At 59.8% G+C, this 17,734-nt stretch carries 18 protein-coding genes; 10 read left to right on the forward strand and 8 right to left on the reverse strand.

Going from position 1 to position 17,734, the window contains the following annotated elements; all coding sequences use genetic code 11:
- Positions 1–12 precede the first annotated feature (12 nt).
- Both KGB14_RS11500 and KGB14_RS11505 read left to right on the forward strand, forming a co-directional pair.
- On the forward strand, positions 13–1,251 hold the full coding sequence (locus tag KGB14_RS11500) for a transporter associated domain-containing protein (protein ID WP_223486625.1): 1,239 nt from the start codon (positions 13–15) through the stop codon (positions 1,249–1,251).
- 344 nt (positions 1,252–1,595) lie between these two features.
- Positions 1,596–2,912 (forward strand): MFS transporter, encoded by a 1,317-nt coding sequence (locus tag KGB14_RS11505; protein WP_223486628.1) that lies wholly within the window; start codon positions 1,596–1,598, stop codon positions 2,910–2,912.
- Positions 2,913–3,016: 104 nt separating this feature from the next.
- On the opposite strand, the gene purT is transcribed toward KGB14_RS11505, so the two are convergent.
- The 5 genes from purT to KGB14_RS11530 all read right to left on the reverse strand — a co-directional run bounded on the left by purT (position 3,017) and on the right by KGB14_RS11530 (position 6,336).
- The gene (gene purT, locus KGB14_RS11510) at positions 3,017–4,198 is read right to left on the reverse strand and encodes a formate-dependent phosphoribosylglycinamide formyltransferase (RefSeq protein ID WP_223486630.1); all 1,182 of its coding nucleotides are present in this window, start codon (positions 4,196–4,198) and stop codon (positions 3,017–3,019) included.
- A gap of 90 nt (positions 4,199–4,288) precedes the next feature.
- Positions 4,289–4,756, reverse strand: a complete 468-nt coding sequence (locus KGB14_RS11515) for a preQ0 transporter (RefSeq protein WP_223486632.1) — start codon at positions 4,754–4,756, stop codon at positions 4,289–4,291.
- 176 nt (positions 4,757–4,932) lie between these two features.
- The gene (locus KGB14_RS11520; protein ID WP_223486634.1) at positions 4,933–5,148 is read right to left on the reverse strand and encodes a DUF1289 domain-containing protein; all 216 of its coding nucleotides are present in this window, start codon (positions 5,146–5,148) and stop codon (positions 4,933–4,935) included.
- On the reverse strand, positions 5,145–5,669 hold the full coding sequence (locus KGB14_RS11525; RefSeq protein ID WP_223486636.1) for a gamma carbonic anhydrase family protein: 525 nt from the start codon (positions 5,667–5,669) through the stop codon (positions 5,145–5,147). The genes KGB14_RS11520 and KGB14_RS11525 overlap by 4 nt, the downstream gene beginning before the upstream one ends.
- 67 nt (positions 5,670–5,736) lie before the next feature.
- Positions 5,737–6,336: a CoA pyrophosphatase gene (locus tag KGB14_RS11530; protein WP_223486638.1), complete on the reverse strand. Its 600-nt coding sequence runs from the start codon at positions 6,334–6,336 to the stop codon at positions 5,737–5,739.
- 146 nt (positions 6,337–6,482) lie between these two features.
- On the opposite strand from KGB14_RS11530, the gene KGB14_RS11535 reads away from it, so the two are divergent.
- The 7 genes from KGB14_RS11535 to nagE all read left to right on the forward strand — a co-directional run bounded on the left by KGB14_RS11535 (position 6,483) and on the right by nagE (position 15,452).
- Entirely contained in the window at positions 6,483–7,034 is a 552-nt protein-coding gene (locus KGB14_RS11535) for an NUDIX hydrolase (protein ID WP_223486641.1), read from the forward strand.
- A 65-nt stretch (positions 7,035–7,099) separates the two neighbouring features.
- Positions 7,100–7,603, forward strand: a complete 504-nt coding sequence (locus KGB14_RS11540) for a murein L,D-transpeptidase family protein (protein WP_223486642.1) — start codon at positions 7,100–7,102, stop codon at positions 7,601–7,603.
- Positions 7,604–8,050: 447 nt separating this feature from the next.
- Complete coding sequence (locus tag KGB14_RS11545) at positions 8,051–8,782, forward strand: GntR family transcriptional regulator (protein WP_223486644.1); 732 nt, start codon at positions 8,051–8,053, stop codon at positions 8,780–8,782.
- A 53-nt stretch (positions 8,783–8,835) separates the two neighbouring features.
- Complete coding sequence (gene nagA, locus KGB14_RS11550) at positions 8,836–9,942, forward strand: N-acetylglucosamine-6-phosphate deacetylase (protein WP_223486646.1); 1,107 nt, start codon at positions 8,836–8,838, stop codon at positions 9,940–9,942.
- Complete coding sequence (locus tag KGB14_RS11555; RefSeq protein WP_223486648.1) at positions 9,923–10,945, forward strand: SIS domain-containing protein; 1,023 nt, start codon at positions 9,923–9,925, stop codon at positions 10,943–10,945. The genes nagA and KGB14_RS11555 overlap by 20 nt, the downstream gene beginning before the upstream one ends.
- Positions 10,946–11,166: 221 nt before the next feature.
- Positions 11,167–13,683, forward strand: coding sequence for a phosphoenolpyruvate--protein phosphotransferase (gene ptsP / locus KGB14_RS11560; protein ID WP_223486650.1), 2,517 nt, complete (start codon positions 11,167–11,169; stop codon positions 13,681–13,683).
- 53 nt (positions 13,684–13,736) lie between these two features.
- Entirely contained in the window at positions 13,737–15,452 is a 1,716-nt protein-coding gene (gene nagE / locus KGB14_RS11565; protein ID WP_223486652.1) for an N-acetylglucosamine-specific PTS transporter subunit IIBC, read from the forward strand.
- Between the two features lie 187 nt (positions 15,453–15,639).
- Here the strand turns inward: nagE and KGB14_RS11570 are convergent, their stop codons facing one another.
- Together KGB14_RS11570 and KGB14_RS11575 are read right to left on the reverse strand one after the other, a co-directional pair.
- Positions 15,640–16,038 (reverse strand): DUF6124 family protein, encoded by a 399-nt coding sequence (locus KGB14_RS11570; RefSeq protein ID WP_223486654.1) that lies wholly within the window; start codon positions 16,036–16,038, stop codon positions 15,640–15,642.
- A gap of 260 nt (positions 16,039–16,298) precedes the next feature.
- Entirely contained in the window at positions 16,299–16,751 is a 453-nt protein-coding gene (locus tag KGB14_RS11575) for a hypothetical protein (protein WP_038981687.1), read from the reverse strand.
- Positions 16,752–17,089: 338 nt separating this feature from the next.
- On the opposite strand from KGB14_RS11575, the gene KGB14_RS11580 reads away from it, so the two are divergent.
- Entirely contained in the window at positions 17,090–17,311 is a 222-nt protein-coding gene (locus KGB14_RS11580; RefSeq protein ID WP_223486656.1) for an EF-hand domain-containing protein, read from the forward strand.
- Positions 17,312–17,417: 106 nt separating this feature from the next.
- Here the strand turns inward: KGB14_RS11580 and KGB14_RS11585 are convergent, their stop codons facing one another.
- Positions 17,418–17,729 (reverse strand): YqfO family protein, encoded by a 312-nt coding sequence (locus KGB14_RS11585; RefSeq protein WP_223486658.1) that lies wholly within the window; start codon positions 17,727–17,729, stop codon positions 17,418–17,420.
- Between the last annotated feature and the right edge of the window lie 5 nt (positions 17,730–17,734).

The following is a 17,734-nucleotide window of genomic DNA, read 5'->3' on the forward strand; positions in this document are numbered from 1 at the left end:
CGGGCGGCATTAATGGACGACTTGCCCATAGGGCCGATGCTCGCGGTGCTGGCCCTGCTGGTTTTATGGTCGGGGTTGTTTACCGCGATCGAAGTTGCACAACAGCACTTGCTGGCCCAGCGCACGGCTTCGCGCTCGAACGACAAACCGGTGGCCAGGCTGGGTTTCCCCCTTGATAGCCTGATCTTCTGCAACACGCTGTGCCGCACATTGGTCGTCGTCATCAGCACCTTGCTGGCGATTTTCACCTGGGCGGAAAACGGCCCGTGGGTGGCTTGCCTCGGTGCCGGCGCGGTGTTGCTGGTGTTCGCCGACTACCTGCCGCGCACCCTCGCTGTCCGCTACCCGGATGCCGTCCTGACGCTGGGCAATACACTGCTCGGCGTACCGTTAAAAATCATCTATCCGGCCGCCTGGCTGCTCAATGGCATCAGCCAGTTATTGATGCGACCGTTCGCCCGCAAAACCCACGTGGTGCAACAAAGCGAAGACGAAGCACCTCTGGATCGGTACGACGATCACGAACATGCCAACGCTCGCCCGCACCCGCTGTCGGGCATCCACGCGCTGGATAACATCACGGTCAACGATATTCTGGTGCCGCGCAGTGACGTCGACGGGATCAACCTGGATGACTCGCTCGAAGAAATCATCGAGCAACTGCGCCACAACAAACGTACCCGCCTGCCGGTATTCCATAGCGATATCAATCAGGTCGAGGCGGTGCTCAACACCCGGCAGATCCGTCATTTGCTAGCGGATTCAAGCCTGACCGTGGAAGCTCTGCTGGCGGCCAGCCACGAGCCGTACTTCGTACCGGAAAGCACCCCGTTGCAGCTGCAATTGTTGAACTTCCACAAACAGCAGCGGCGCTTGGGCATGGTGGTCGACGAATACGGCGAAGTGCTGGGCATCGTGACCCTGGAAGACATTCTCGAAGAAATCGTCGGCGAGTTCGAAAGCCAGCACAGCCTGGACAACCCGCACATCCACCCCCAGGCGGATGGCCGACTAGTGATTGATGGCGCAGCGTCGATTCGCGAATTGAACAAAAGCCTTGGCTGGCACCTGCCCAGCGATGGTCCGAAAACCCTCAACGGATTAGTGACCGAGGCGCTGGAAACGATTCCGGACAGTGCGGTTTGCCTGAAGATCGGGCGTTATCGGCTGGAGATTCTGGAGACGGAAGACAATCGCGTTACCCGGGTGTTGATCTGGCATACCAGCTCGGTTCCTGCACTCATCCGTTAGTTCGCCAAAAGATCGCAGCCTCGCTTCGCTCGACAGCTCCTACAGTTCGGAATGTGTTCCCTTGTAGGAGCTGTCGAGCGAAGCGAGGCTGCGATCTTTCTCATTATCTATGCCCTTGTTCGATCGTTAGCGACCTTCCTATAATCGAGCCGCTTACCCAAGCCCCCGGCCGAACCACGTGCTTACCCCGCACGCAGCAGGTTCCGGCCAGATCATCGACAACATCCGCACTACCGCGACGACTGTTCCTACCTTGAACAGCGACCGTTTCTGAACCCACATCCCTGGGTATTCGACCATAATAATTCGCTCCACTGGGGCACATGACTGTCAGGGATAACCGCATGACGACCAGCACAACGTTCAGCGACACCGCACCTGCGCAACCGACCAATTCCGCCACCCGAGTAGCCACTGCGAGTTTCATCGGCACGGCCATCGAGTTCTACGACTTCTACGTCTATGCCACCGCCGCGGCGCTGGTGATCGGTCCGGTGTTTTTTCCGCAAACCTCCGGCACCGCCCAAATGCTGTCGGCGTTCCTCACCTTCGGGATAGCCTTCCTAGCACGGCCACTGGGTTCGGCGCTGTTCGGCCACTTCGGTGACCGCATCGGGCGTAAATCGACATTGGTCGCCTCCCTGCTGCTGATGGGCGTGTGTACGACGCTGATCGGCGTGTTGCCGGGTTACAACAGCATTGGCGCCTGGGCGCCGATCCTGCTTTGCGTGCTGCGCTTCGGCCAGGGCCTGGGGCTGGGCGGTGAGTGGGGCGGCGCTGCATTGCTGGCCACGGAAAACGCGCCCAAGGGTAAACGCGCCTGGTTCGGCATGTTCCCGCAGCTCGGCCCTTCGATTGGTTTTCTGGCGGCCAATGGCCTGTTCCTGATCCTGGCCATGGGCCTGAACGACGAACAGTTCCGCTCATGGGGCTGGCGGATTCCGTTTCTGCTCAGTGCCGTGCTGGTGATGGTCGGCCTGTACGTGCGCCTCAAGCTCCACGAAACGCCGGTGTTCGCCAATGCCATGGCTCGTCAGGAACGGGTGAAGATTCCGCTGTTTGAACTGTTCAGCCAGTACTGGGCACCCATGCTGCTGGGGGCCGGCTCGATGGTGGTGTGTTACGCGCTGTTCTACATCTCGACGGTGTTTTCGCTGAGTTATGGCGTGTCAACGCTCGGCTACACCCGCGAAACCTTTCTTGGCCTGCTGTGTTTCGCCGTGCTGTTCATGGCGGCCGCAACACCGCTGTCGGCTTGGGCCAGCGATCGTTTCGGGCGTAAACCGGTGCTGATCATCGGTGGCGTGCTGGCGATTCTGTCCGGATTCTTGATGGAACCATTGCTGACCCAAGGCTCGACCTGGAGCGTGGCCCTGTTCCTGTGCATCGAGCTGTTTCTGATGGGCGTGACTTTTGCGCCGATGGGCGCGCTGCTGCCGGAGCTGTTTCCGACCCAGGTGCGCTATACCGGCGCATCGGCGGCCTACAACCTGGGCGGCATTGTCGGAGCCTCGGCGGCACCGTTCTTTGCGCAGAAACTGGTGGCGATGGGCGGTTTGAGTTATGTCGGCGGGTATGTGTCGGGGGCGGCGGTGCTGAGCTTGATCGCGGTGCTATGCCTGAAGGAGACGCGACATAACGATTTGAATCGGGTGGCCTGACAGACCGCCATCGCGAGCGGGCCCGCTCCCACAGGGACCGCGTTCTATCAGAACGAATGCGGTCCAGTGTGGGAGCGAGCCCGCTCGCGATAGCCGCGCCTCGGTTACAGCTCGACCACAACAGCCTGAGCAGCACGGGTCGCTTTGGCACGAGCGGCTTCTATGGACTCATCACGCGCCAACGCCACACCCATCCGACGCTGGCCATTGACCTCAGGCTTGCCGAACAGACGCAACGCCGTATCCGGCTCGCTCAACGCAGCGCCCAAATTGGCGAATGCGGTTTGAGTCGACTGCCCTTCCACCAGAATCACCGCCGAAGCCGAAGGCCCGAACTGACGGATCAATGGAATCGGCAGGCCCAGGATTGCCCGTGCATGCAGCGCGAACTGCGACAGGTCCTGGGAAATCAGGGTCACCAGGCCGGTGTCATGCGGGCGTGGCGAGACTTCGCTGAACCATACCTGATCACCTTTGATGAACAGTTCGACGCCAAACAGACCACGACCACCCAAGGCTTCGGTCACGGCTTTGGCAACGCGCTCGGACTCAGCCAGAGCAACCGGGCTCATGGCTTGTGGCTGCCAGGATTCCTGATAGTCACCCTTTTCCTGACGGTGGCCAACCGGTGCGCAGAACGTCGTGCCGCCAACGTGGCGCACGGTCAGCAGGGTAATTTCGTAGTCGAAGTCGATGAAGCCTTCGATGATCACGCGACCTTTACCGGCGCGGCCACCTTCTTGAGCGTAATCCCAGGCCTTCTGCACGTCATCGACGCTGCGCAGCAGGCTCTGGCCTTTACCCGAGGAACTCATGACCGGCTTGACCACACACGGGAAGCCCAGGTCTTCAACGGCCTTGCTGTAATCCTCGAAGGTGTCGGCGAAATGATACGGCGAGGTTGGCAGGTCCAGCTCTTCGGCGGCCAGGCGACGGATGCCTTCGCGGTTCATGGTCAGCTGCGCGGCGCGAGCGGTCGGAATCACGGTGAAGCCTTCGGCTTCCAGCTCGACCAGGGTCGCGGTGGCGATGGCTTCGATTTCCGGCACGATGAAGTGCGGCTTCTCGGCTTCGATCACGGCACGCAGGGCGGCACCGTCGAGCATGTTGATCACATGGCTGCGATGGGCCACTTGCATGGCCGGCGCATTGGCGTAGCGATCCACGGCAATCACTTCAACGCCCAGGCGTTGCAGCTCGATCACCACTTCTTTGCCCAACTCACCACAGCCACACAGCAATACGCGGGTCGCGGTTGGCGACAATGGAGTTCCGATACGGGTCATCTCAGGTCCTCAAAGAAGCGGATCATCGAGGGAAGCACGCTTCCCGTGGGGAGAAAGCGCGGCATTTTACATGAACCTGAGGCTTTGGCTTCAGCTGACGACGGCCTGATTACGCAAGCGCCAGGCCATGATCAGCCAAACGACGGTCACACCGGCGAACTTTGAGCCCAGCGCGGTGAGGATCACGCCCGGCGTGAGCGCATCGATCATGCCGAAGAAAATGAAGGTGTCCAGCGGGATGCTCAGGGCCGAACTTATCCACAGGCGATCGCGCAACGGGCGCCGGGTGGTACTGAACACCAGCCAGTCGATGCACTCGGACACGGCGAACGCCGTGGCACTGGCGAGAGCGATAGACGAGTCGGAAGTGACGTACGACAGCAGCAGCGCTACCAGCATCGCCGCGATCGCGCCATGGCCGAAACGGATTTGCACCATGTCGCGCAGCACGAACACCAAACCACCCCAGGCCGACCAGATGATGTCCAGGTGCGGGGCAGTGGAAAAAGCGTAATTGATCAGCACGACGCTGCTGATGTAGGCGATCAGGAAGAGCATGGGGATACCTGTCAATTTGGTGCACAGGGTACTTCAGCCATGCAGCGCCGCCAAAGGCTTAAATCAAAAGATCGCAGCCTGCGGCAGCTCCTACGCGGGCTAGCGTTCATCCACAAAATCGCGGAGAACACTGCATCTGTAGGAGCTGCCGCAGGCTGCGATCTTTTGATCTTCGGTTACTGACCTGGCGTTTTACCCAGCATCCAGATCAACCCACTCGACTTCGCCCGCTCATGACACAACCCCAACACCTTGCGCCGTTCCTCGTTGTCCATCCGGCTCCAGCGGGTGATTTCTTCCACCGTGCGCTGACACCCGGTGCAAATGTCATCCTCGTCCAGCGCACAAATGTTCACGCATGGGGACGGGACCGGTCGTTCAGTGGTGCTCATTCTTCCTGCTCGACCAGATCGCGGGCATAACGCTGCGAGTTGTGCACATAGTGAGCAGCGCTGGCTTCGAGCATCTTCTTCTGCGGCTCGGTCAGCTCGCGAACAATCTTGCCCGGCGAGCCCATGACCAGCGAACCGTCCGGAATTTCCTTGCCCTCGCCGATCAGCGAGTTGGCGCCAATGATGCAGTTCTTGCCGATTTTCGCGCCATTGAGAATCACCGCATTAATACCGATCAGGCTGTAATCGCCCACCGTGCAGCCATGAAGCATGGCGTTGTGGCCGATGGTCACGCCGGTGCCGATGGTCAGCGGGTAGCCCATGTCGGTGTGCATCACGGTGCCGTCCTGGACGTTGCTGTTCTTGCCGATCAGGATCAGTTCGTTGTCGCCACGCAACACGGTGTTGAACCAGACGTTGGCGCCCTCTTCCAGTTTGACCTTGCCCACCAGCACGGCATTGGGGGCGACCCAGCTCTGCGGATGGGTATCGACACGGGCGTCGCCCAGGCGGTATTTCATCTTTATTTCCTCAAGGCTCAGGCAGGCTCACTTGCAACAACAGATTCACGCCAGGCGAACAATGGCTTCAGGTGTTGATAAAACGCTTGGGCGGTTGATGCAGGCTGATTTTCGCGTCATAGAGCAAGTTGATCAACTCGACGATCATGATCGCCGTCAGGCCCCAGATCTTGTACTCACCATAACGGTAGCTTGGCACGTACCAGCTGTGGCCTTGATAGTCGATGCGGTGGGTATGCTCGCGCGGATCCTCGCGAAAAAACTCCAGGGGCACGCTGAACACGGCAGCAATCTCGGCATCGTTGGCCAAGTATTCGACGAAGTCCGGAATCACGCCGACATAAGGTGTGACCTTGATGCCGTGCAGGGAGATCAACGGGCTCAGCGGGCCGATCACTTCGACCAGCCCCGGCGGCAGGCCGATTTCTTCTTCGGCTTCGCGCAAGGCAGTAAAAATCAGGTCCGGGTCTTCGGGGTCGCGTCTTCCGCCAGGGAAGGCGACTTCGCCGCCATGGGTCGAGAGCCCACTGGCGCGCAGGGTCAAAACCAGTTCCGGTTCGTCACTGCGAGTGATGGGCACCAGTACCGCGGCCTCAGGAAAACGTTTGTCGGTTTCCAGTGTGCGTGGGGTGTGGTTGCTTACTCGATGCAGTAGCTCGTCCAGCATGAGTTTTCTCGATCTGTTGGCTACCTTGCATCATGCACCAATCGCACCGGCCGCCCAAGCCCTCAACCACCCCATGTCGCGAAACGACAACTTGCCGACCGACACCGCCGCACGCCAAGATAGGCGCAGCATTCAGGAACCCAAGCATGAAATTTTGCAGTCAGTGCGGCAACCCGGTGACCCAGCGCATTCCCGAAGGCGATTCGCGCCTGCGTTTTGTTTGCGACAGCTGTCACACCATTCATTACCAGAACCCCAATATCGTCGCCGGTTGCGTGCCGACCTGGGGGTCGAAGATATTGCTGTGCCGTCGCGCCATCGAGCCACGGCTCGGTTACTGGACCCTGCCCGCCGGCTTCATGGAAAACGGGGAGACCATCGAACAGGCCGCCATTCGCGAGACCGCCGAAGAAGCCTGCGCGCGGGTGCGCAATTTGAGTATCTATACCTTGATCGACGTGCCGCACATCAGCCAGGTGCATGTATTCTTTCGCGCCGAGCTGGTGGACCTGAATTTTGCCGCGGGTCCCGAGAGCCTGGAAGTGCAGCTGTTCGAAGAGGCTGATATCCCGTGGAGCGAACTGGCTTTCCGCACGGTGGGCCGTACCTTAGAATGCTTCTTCGCTGACCGGCGGGCCGAGGTCTATCCCGTGCGGTCCGAATCGATCCCACCGCTCGTCCAGCCTGCCATCATTTAAAGCGCCTACACATAAAAGCATCTATAAAATTAATTATCGCGACACCTCTTAGGGATATCGTTTCAATGCGCTGGTTGCTTGCTGTTTTTTGCTTGTCGTTCGTCGCTGTCAGCCAGGCTTCCTCCGCGGAAACATTGGACGGCAGACTCATCGAAAAAGTCCTGGTCCTCAAGTCTGCTCATCAACTGCAATTGATCAACGATGGCAGGCCGCTCAAAACCTATCGCATTTCCCTGGGCAAACGCCCTCAAGGGCCAAAGCTGATGGAGGGTGACAAACGCACCCCCGAAGGCCTCTATTGGCTGGACTGGCGCAAGACCAGTGACCGTTTCAACCTAGCGATGCACATCTCCTACCCAAACATCAGCGACTCCGCCCGAGCCCGTCGCGAAGGCGTCGAGCCCGGTGGCATGATCATGATCCACGGCACCCCGGACTCTGCAGACACCCCCGAAGACCTGTTCCATACCCTGGACTGGACCGACGGTTGCATCGCCATGCGCAACATGGACATGCGCGAAGTCTGGAGTCTGGTACCGGATGGCACGATGATCGAGATTCGGCCTTAACTCCCCCTGTGGCAAAGGGGCTTGCCTGTGGCGAGGGAGCTTGCCCCAAAGTTCTATCTGATACCGCATTCGCTGATTCGAGGGCCGCTTCGCGCCCCAGCGGGAGCAAGCTCCCTCGCCACAAAAGCATCGCCTTGCCCTCCGTTCATGCTCTGACCGCTACCTTCGGTCGGCATCGTAAAATAAATTCAAAAGATCGCAGCCTGCGACAACGCCTGCCGGGTAGATACCAATTCCCCCTGCAGGCGCTGCCGCAGGCTGCGATCTTTGCCTTCAAAATCCCCACCTCTAATACCACTTTAAACCAAGCCCCCTAAAGACTATCCGGCAGGGCAGGCTTTGCTGCGCATACAGCAAAGTACTGGCGTTGACATGGTATTTAAGTGGTATTAGTTTCGCCGCATTACCGGGCGACAACACTCCAATATCCGCATCGGACAACAGCACATGAATGACCTCCAGGCCCTACGCCCTGACGACACCCAGCCCACGCCGCTGTACCTGCAACTGGCGCGCAATCTGGAAGCGGCGATTCATGCCGGCCAGTGGAAAGCCGAGCAGGCGATGCCGTCGGAGCGCAACCTCAGCGAACGGCTGGGCATCTCACGCGTCACCGCGCGCAAAGCGCTGGAAGTGCTGTTCGAGCAAGGCCTGATCCGCCGTAACCAAGGCTCCGGCACGTTCATCACGCCACGCCTGGAACAACCGCTGTCGCGTCTTTCCGGCTTCAGCGAAATGCTCCGCCTGAAGGGCTTCGTCCCCGGCTCGCAATGGCTGGAACGGGAAATCACCCCGCCGACCCACGAAGAATTGATCCGCCTCGGCCTCTCGCCCAACGACAAGGTCGCGCGACTCAAACGCTTGCGCAAAGCCGACGACACGGTGATGGCGATCGAGATGAGCACCCTGCCCGCTTCGATCATTCCCAAGCCGCAAGCGGTGGGCGATTCCCTCTACGAATACCTCGACGGCATCGGCAAACCGGTGGTCCGCGCCCTGCAACACATTCAGGCGATCAACGCCTCGGACGAATTTGCCGCGCTGGTGGGCATCGCCCCGGGCACCGCCATGCTGTTGATGACCCGGGTTGGCTACCTGGAAGACAACACGCCAATCGAAGTCACCGACACCTATTGCCGCAACGATTACTACGACTTTGTCGCTGAGCTTCGTAGATAAAGAGCTCCGTCGATAAAGAGCTTCGTCGCCAAACAAGCCACCGGGAAGCACTCATGTCCGAAGACAACATCCTCACCGCCCACGGCTGGGTTCGTGGCCGGCTGATCCACGAACACGGCAAGGTCGTGTCCATCGAAGGCCAGCCGTGCGATCCGGCGGACAACGACCTGCCTTATCTGCTGCCGGGTTTCATCGACCTGCACGTTCACGGCGGCGGTGGTAAAGACATCATGGAAGGCGCGCCTGCCTTCGAAACCATCACCAAAACCCACGTGCGGTTTGGCACGACGGCGCTGCTGGCAACCACCATGACTGCGCCGAACGAAGAGATCTCGCGAGTGCTCAAGGACGTCGGCGAGTTCTGCGAGCAGCGGCCAAAAGGCAGCGCCCGAGTCCTCGGCGTGCACCTCGAAGGCCCGTACATCAACCCCGGCAAACTTGGCGCCCAGCCGAATTTCGCCCATACCGCGTTGATGGCCGAAGTCGAAGAATACCTGGCGCTGGCGCCGATCCGGGTGATCACCATCGCCCCGGAAATCGCCGGCCACGACGGTTTGATCCGCGCCCTCAGCGCTCGCGGCGTGCGCATGCAAATCGGCCACACGCTGGGCAGTTACGAGGAAGGCGTCGCTGCGCTTGCGGCCGGCGCCAGCAGTTTCACTCACCTCTACAACGCCATGAGCCCGCTGCACCACCGCGAGCCGGGCATCGTCGGCGCGGCGTTGGCCCACGCCAAGTACGCCGAGCTGATTCCGGACCTGCTGCATGTGCACCCCGGCGCGATCCGCGTGGCCTTGCGCTCGATCCCGTGCCTGTATTGCGTCACCGATTCCACCGCCGCCGCCGGCATGCCCGACGGTGAATACAAACTCGGCAGCCACACCGTGACCAAATGCCTGGGCGGTGTGCGCCTGCCCGACGGCACACTGGCCGGCAGCACCCTGACCATGGATCAGGCCCTGCGCAACCTGGTGAAGATCGGTTTACCGATCGCCGAGGCCTCGCAACGACTGTCGCAATTCCCGGCCGACTACCTCGGCCTTCAAGAACGCGGACGCCTGCAACCCGGCGCCTGGGCCGACTGCGTGCGGCTGGATCGCTCACTCACACTGACCGCCGTCATGGTCGAAGGAGAAGACATTGACTTCAAAAATGCTTGAAGAGGCACTGTCCTCGTTCGAGGCCGTGCACGCTCAATTGCAGCAACTCGACCCGCAAATGATCGAGATCGCCGGACGCCTGCGTCGTCAGCCGCCGCAAGTGGCGATGACTGTCGCTCGCGGCAGCTCCGACCATGCCGCGAGCTACTTTGCCTACCTGACCATGCAGCAACTGGGCATCCCGGTGGCATCGCTACCGATGTCGGTGGTGACCATGCAGCAAGCGCCGTTGAAGGTCAGCGGCCAAGTCGCGTTCGCCTTCTCGCAGTCGGGGCAAAGCCCGGATCTGGTGAACAGCCTGCGTCTGCTGCGCAAGCGCGGTGCCCTGAGCATTTCCATGGTCAACGCCGAGAACTCGCCTTTGGAAGCAGCCTGCGAATTCAGCCTGCCACTGTGCGCCGGCACCGAAAGCAGCGTCGCCGCGACCAAGAGCTTTATCGCCACCCTCACCGCCAGTGCCCGCCTGATCGCCCACTGGAAAGAAGACGTGGAGTTGCTGGAAGCAGGCCTTGCCCTGCCGGAAGGTCTGCGCGAAGCGGCAAAACAGGACTGGAGCCTGGCCATCGATGCGTTGCGTGATTGTCAGCGTTTGATGGTGATCGGCCGTGGCGCCGGTTTCGCCATCGCCCAGGAAGCGGCCCTCAAATTCAAGGAGACCTCGGCGATCCAGGCCGAAGCCTTCAGCAGCGCCGAAGTTCGTCACGGGCCGATGGCGTTGATCGACGAGAACTATCCGCTGCTGATATTCGCCCCGCGTGGCGCGGAGCAGGCCGGTTTGTTGAGCCTGGCCGCCGACATGCGCCAACGCGGCGCCCGCGTGCTACTCGCCGCGCCGGATGACGTCGCCGAACGCGACCTCACCCTGATCCGCGCCGAGCACCCGGCCCTCGACCCGATTCTGGCGATCCAGAGTTTCTACGTCATGGCCGCCGGCCTGGCCATTGCCCGTGGCATGGACCCGGACCAGCCGCGTCACTTGAGCAAAGTGACCCGCACGCACTGAATCGACACATCTTTGATGGCGGGTGAATACCCCTCGTAGGAGCTGACGAGTGAAACGAGGCTGCGATCTTTTGACGTTGTTTTTAAAGAGCAAGATCAAAAGATCGCAGCCTCGTTTCACTCGTCAGCGCCTACAGGGGACACGTTAATCCGTACCGGGCGAGTCGATCCGAAAAGGGGCGAGTTGATCCGAACCGTAGTTTTTACTGATGAGACCGAGCCATGCACAACAACAATAAAGAGCTGACCCTCAGCGCCCCGCTCAGCGGCCCGGTGCTCACACTCGCCAAAGTCCCGGACCCGGTGTTCGCCAGCGGCGCGATGGGCGACGGGATCGCCATCGATCCGCTGAACGACACCCTGTACTCGCCCTGTGAAGGTGTCGTGATCCACGTCGCCCGCACTGGCCACGCCGTGACGTTGCGCGCCGATAACGGCGCCGAGTTGCTGCTGCACCTGGGCCTCGATACGGTCGAGTTACAGGGCGTCGGTTTCTCGATGCTGGTCAAGGAAGGCGCGCGCGTCAGCAATGGCCAGCCGCTGTTGCGTTATGACCTGGACCAGGTCGCACAGCAGTGCAAAAGCCTGGTCAGCCTGATGATCCTGACCAACAGCCAGGACTTTCAGGCCCGGCCGATTACGCTGAAATCGGTGAAGGTCGGCGATCCATTGCTGCACATCGTGCCGAAAGTGGCGAACGGTGCGCAGATCGACATTGAGGTCGTCGGCATCGAGGTTCAGGGGCATATTCATGTCGCCCATCGCGGTGGCCTGCACGCCCGGCCCGCCGCGCTGATCCGCCAGACGGCCCAACAGTTCAAGAGCAAATCCCGGCTGCATTTCAACGGCAAATCGGCGGCTTGCGACAGTTTGATCGGCCTGATGGGGCTGGCCGTCGGTGAGCAGGATGAAATCAAAGTCAGTTGTCAGGGACCGGACGCCGAGGCCGCGCTGCAAGCCCTGTTGGCGGCGTTATCCACAGCCCTGGCCGAAGACAGCCACGCCGCTGCGCCAGCACCCATGGCTCAACGCAATCGCCCTGCCGAAGCGGGCGTGTTGCATGGCGTATGCGCGGCCCCGGGCATGGTGGGTGGGCCGTTGTTTCGTCTGAACTCGATCAGCCTGACGATGGATGCCGGCAATCATGAGCCGGAGCAACAACGGCAGCGTCTGGACATGGCGCTGACTGGGGTGCGCAGCGACATCAATGCCACGCTGGCCCAAGCGAAAAAGCACAGGAGCACCGACGAAGAAGCGATCTTCGCCGCGCATCTGGCACTGCTCGAAGACCCGGCGCTGCTTGAGGCGGCTTATCAGTCCATCGACCAGGGCACCGCCGCGACTCACGCCTGGAGTCAATCCATCGACGTGCAGTGCGAGGTGCTTCAGCAACTCGGCAGCCCGTTGCTGGCCGAACGCGCCAACGACCTGCGCGACCTCAAACAACGTGTGCTGCGCGCCCTGCTCGGTGAAACCTGGCATTACGACGTACCGGCCGGCGCCATCGTCGCGGCCCATGAACTGACGCCATCCGACCTGCTGCAACTGAGCCGGCAAGGTGTGGCGGGGTTGTGCATGGCCGAGGGCGGCGCGACGTCCCATGTGGCGATTCTGGCTCGCGGCAAAGGCTTGCCGTGCATGGTCGCATTGGGTTCGTCGCTGCTGGATCAGGAGCAAGGTCAAGCGGTGGTGCTGGATGCCGACGGCGGTCGCCTCGAACTGGCGCCCAACGCCGCGCGCCTGGCCGAGGTACAACAGGCGCAACTCGATCATCAACAACGCCGCGCGCTTCAACAGGCTCAGGCTCACACCCCGGCACTGACACTTGATGGTTTGCAAATCGAAGTGGCCGCCAATGTCGCCTCCAGCGCTGAAGCGGGCGATGCACTGGCCAATGGCGCCGATGGCGTCGGCCTGCTGCGCACCGAATTTCTGTTTGTGGACCGCAACACCGCGCCGGACGAACAGGAACAACGCGTCGCTTATCAAGCCGTGCTCGATGCCATGGGCGACAAGTCGGTGATCATCCGCACCATCGACGTCGGCGGCGACAAACAACTCGACTATTTGCCGCTTCCGGTCGAAGCGAATCCGGTGCTCGGTTTGCGCGGCATTCGCCTGGCTCAGGTTCGCCCGGAACTGCTGGATCAGCAACTGAGAGCGTTGCTGCAGGTCAGCCCCTTGTCGCGCTGCCGGATCCTGCTGCCGATGGTCACCGAAGTCGATGAATTGCTGCACATCCGCCAGCGTCTGGATGCGCTGTGCGACGAACTCGGCCTGACCCAGCGCCCGGAGCTGGGCGTGATGATCGAAGTCCCGGCCGCTGCGCTGCTGGCCGAGCAACTGGCCGAACACGCGGACTTCCTGTCGATCGGTACCAACGACTTGTCCCAATACACCCTGGCCATGGACCGCGACCACGCCGGCCTCGCCTCCCGCGTCGATGCGCTGCACCCGGCATTGCTGCGGCTGATCGCCCAGACCTGCGCCGGTGCGGCGGTGCATAACCGTTGGGTCGGCGTGTGCGGCGCACTGGCCTCCGATCCTTTGGCCACGCCCGTGTTGATCGGTCTGGGAGTCAGCGAGTTGTCGGTGAGCCCGGTGCAGATCGGTGAAATCAAGGACCGCGTCCGCCACCTCGACGCCGGCGAGTGCCGACGCCTCTCCCAGGACCTGCTCAAGCTGAGCAGTGCCAGCGAGGTGCGTCACGCCTGTCACCAGCAATGGCCGCTGAGCTGAGCAACGACGACAAGACCAGCCACTAAAACAACAAGAAACCAGGGAGATCCGCCATGTACCAATACTTCATCGAAGGCCTGCAGCGCCTCGGTCGTGCGCTGATGCTGCCGATCGCGATCCTGCCGATTGCAGGGTTATTGCTGCGCCTGGGCGACACCGACTTGCTGAACATCGCGATCATCCACGACGCCGGTCAAGTGATCTTCGCCAACCTGGCCCTGATCTTCGCCATCGGCATCGCGGTCGGGTTCGCCAAGGACAACAACGGTACGGCGGGCCTGGCCGGGGTCATTGGCTATCTGGTGATGATCTCCACCCTCAAAGTGCTGGATGCGAGCATCAACATGGGCATGCTCGCCGGGATCGTCAGCGGCCTGATGGCCGGCGCGCTGTACAACCGCTTCAAAGACATCAAGTTGCCGGAGTACCTCGCATTCTTCGGCGGTCGGCGTTTTGTGCCGATCGTCACCGGGTTTGCCGCCGTCGGCCTGGGCGTCGTCTTCGGGTTCATCTGGCCGCCGATCCAGCACGGCATCAATGGCTTCGGCGCGTTAATGATGGACAGCGGCAGCTTCGGTGCTTTCGTCTTCGGCGTGTTCAACCGCCTGCTGATCGTCACGGGCCTGCACCACATCCTCAACAACATGGCGTGGTTCGTCTTCGGCAACTTCACCGACCCCACCACCGGCGCCCTGGTGACAGGCGACCTGTCGCGCTACTTTGCCGGCGACCCGAAAGGTGGCCAGTTCATGACCGGCATGTTCCCGATGATGATCTTCGGCCTGCCCGCCGCCTGCCTGGCAATGTACCGCAACGCCCTGCCGGAACGACGCAAAGTCATGGGCGGGATTTTCCTCTCCATGGCGCTGACCTCGTTTTTGACCGGCGTGACCGAACCGATCGAATTCGCCTTCATGTTCCTCGCGCCGATGTTATTTCTGCTGCACGCGCTGCTGACAGGATTGTCGATGGCCGTCACCAATTTGCTGAACATTCACTTGGGCTTTACGTTCTCAGGCGGCTTCATCGATATGGTTCTGGGCTGGGGTGAATCCACCAATGGCTGGCGAGTGGTGCCGGTGGGACTGGCGTATGCGGCGATCTACTACGTTGTGTTTGATTTCTGTATTCGTCGCTTCAACTTGAAGACGCCGGGGCGTGAAGATGTTCCAACGGGCGACAAGGTTGTAGTCGCCGAGAATGAGCGCGCCGGGGCTTACATCAAGGCGCTGGGTGGTGCGCAGAATTTGATCACGGTGGGTGCATGCACGACACGGTTGCGGCTGGACATGGTTGATCGCAACAAGGCATCCGATGCGGACTTGAAAGCGTTGGGGGCGATGGCTGTTGTGCGTCCGGGCAAGGGCGGCAGCTTGCAGGTGGTGGTCGGGCCGATGGCAGACAGCATTGCCGATGAGATCCGGTTGGCGATGCCAGCCTTGGGGCGCGCGGTTATTGCCTCCCCGGCTGCCGTTGTTGACGTACCTGAACCTGCCATTGTGGCGAACTCAGAGGCCCAGCAATGGCTGAAGGCACTGGGCGGCGGCGACAATGTGCTGCAAATGGATTGCGTGGCCATGACCCGGATCCGGCTGCAACTGGCGGATGGCAAGGCGTTGTCGGAGGGTCAGTTGAAAGCGCTTGGTTGCCTGGGTGTCAGTCAGTTGGACGGTGGGGTTTGGCACCTGCTGGTTGGCGACAAAGCGCCGAGTTTGAGTTGTGCGCTGGAGGCTTTGGTTAATCGCAGTGAGGTGAGTGCCAGGGTTTAGATTTTTGGCGTCTGAGAGTCAGCTTTCGCGAGCAAGCCCGCACACAGTAGATCGGCGGCGTTCGTAATTATTGTGACCGGCTCGGTCAAAATGTGGGAGCGGGCTTGCTCGCGAAGAGGCCCGCACAACCAATGAAAATCTCAAAGCCCGCTGACCGTCAAAGGTCCAGTGGGCTTTTTTCATCGTGCTACCCCTGCGGGTCCAGATGATCCAGCACACGATTCACCGACAACTCCGCCAACGAAATCATCTGCTGAATCCCCAGGGCCAGATTGCAGCTTGGGCCGGTTAGGTCGAACGCCAACTCACTGGCCATGACATTCGCCGAAGCCAGGGTTTCACAGGCATGGGCCAGCAGGGTTTCGGAATCTACGTTGGGCGCGACGACGAAAATCGTACTTGGACGCTGGTCGGCTTTGGCCTTTTTTTGGGAAGGTGGCGCGAGGTAGTGATCGAGTGCACGGATTGCGGCGTCGTGGAGTTTTTTGGAATTGAGGCAGGCGTAGGGGGAAACGGATTCGTTTTCCATGTTTGTTTCCACATCTTCTACGTCTGTTTCTGGGAGATCGGGATTGTCTTTGATCATGGTGGAGCTCCTAAAAATTTGGAGCGACCGACATCACTTATTGATGCGGCGCCTATAAGCGCCTAACAATTCTTCGGGCTTGCAGTCCCGGTCACTGAATTGGCAGCGACAGCCAAAGGTTAGAGAGTCCACTTCCGACGGACAACCTGAAAGTCTTGTGGGAAGGTTCTGATCTTTTGCCTGACAAATAAACACCATCACTTATCCAAGCGGACAGCAAAAACCCGACCTAGGCCGGGTTCTTGTAATACAGCTTAAGCTCAGGAAAACGTAGCGCGCTGTTCAGCCTCGTAGTGCCGAGTCTGGAAAGGCATGAGGGATTGAGCCTTCAAGCCAAGGCCTTCATTCAGCCCCCAAGCAATGGCGAGTTCATCACGGCGCCGACGAAGCGGTACGGTTGCTTGTGGTATCACTTCATGCTTGGAAGTCGAGTGTGCAAAAAGCTCAATAGCGTTAAGGGTTTCCGACACGCGGCTATCAGACACGCAGGCAAAGCGAGTGAATCGTTCGAGCAGATAGCCTGCACGTCGAACTTCCACCTCGTCAGAGTGGCAGTTCAGGAACGCTGTCACCTCACTCTCAAGATTCAATTTCGAGTACCAAACAGCTTTGGCCGCGCTCACAAGCGCCGCGTCATCTGCTTGATTTAGAGGACGTTTGACCAGGGTGTCCAAGGCGGATGAGAGGACGTGACCGTTAGCGGGCTTCGTCATCTGTGTTCTCCAAGTAGTCTTGCAAAATATAGGTAAGGACCGATGTTAGATAAGCGGCTTCCGGCAGACAACCTGAAAATCTTGCGGGAAGATTCTAATTTTTTACCGATTAATAAGCATCGCTGCCTGTAAGGCCGCCATCGCGAGCAGACTCGGCTACTACGGTTGGACGGTGCATCTCCTGAGCTCGTGCAACTGTCAACTGTCAACTGTCAACTGTCAGTTATGGCAGTTGACAGTATTTACTCTCATTATTAGCTTGACTCCATCAAGGCAGTACCTTCCGTTAGCCGTCGCCCTGATTATTTTTCATTTAATTTATGAAGGATGAGATCGACATGAGCAAACTGACAGATGCACAACTGGAACGAGTTACAGCAGACTTTAAGAAATACGACACCGATCAAGATGGCATAGTTACCGTTAAGGAATTTACCCAAACGGTCGAAAAATTTCTCACACCGGAAGATCTTGAGTCTTTGTTAAAAGAAGTGAATCCCAACGACGACAATGAGATCAGCTGGGAAGAGTTTCTCGATGATTATGAGAAAGATCTCTAACTGCGCAAATTGAATGCAGTCGACAAAACGGTACTACCCATCACGGACAATAAAAAACCCGCTGAAATCACTTTCAGCGGGTTTCTCATTTCAGCGGCCAGGAAGATCAGAAATCTTCCAACCGCCATACCTCATAAGCCGGCGTCTCATAGGGATGGCTCTCTTTCAGAGCCACCACCACCGCCCGAATCAACTCATCGCTGACCACCAGCTCAACCTTCCATTCCTCAACCTGCTCGACCTGCCCCGCTTCACCAATAAATGGCTGACTGCCACCCAGTGGACGAAACTGACCCAACCCGAACACCTGCCAGGCGCAGTGATCATAAGCCCCGATCCGCCCGCCACCGGCAGCGAACACAGCACTCTTGACCACCTCGACATGGCTGGCCGGAACAAAAAAGCAGAGCTTGTACATGGCGC

The organism is Pseudomonas sp. A-RE-19 (genome assembly GCF_019956555.1).
Taxonomy (GTDB): domain Bacteria; phylum Pseudomonadota; class Gammaproteobacteria; order Pseudomonadales; family Pseudomonadaceae; genus Aquipseudomonas.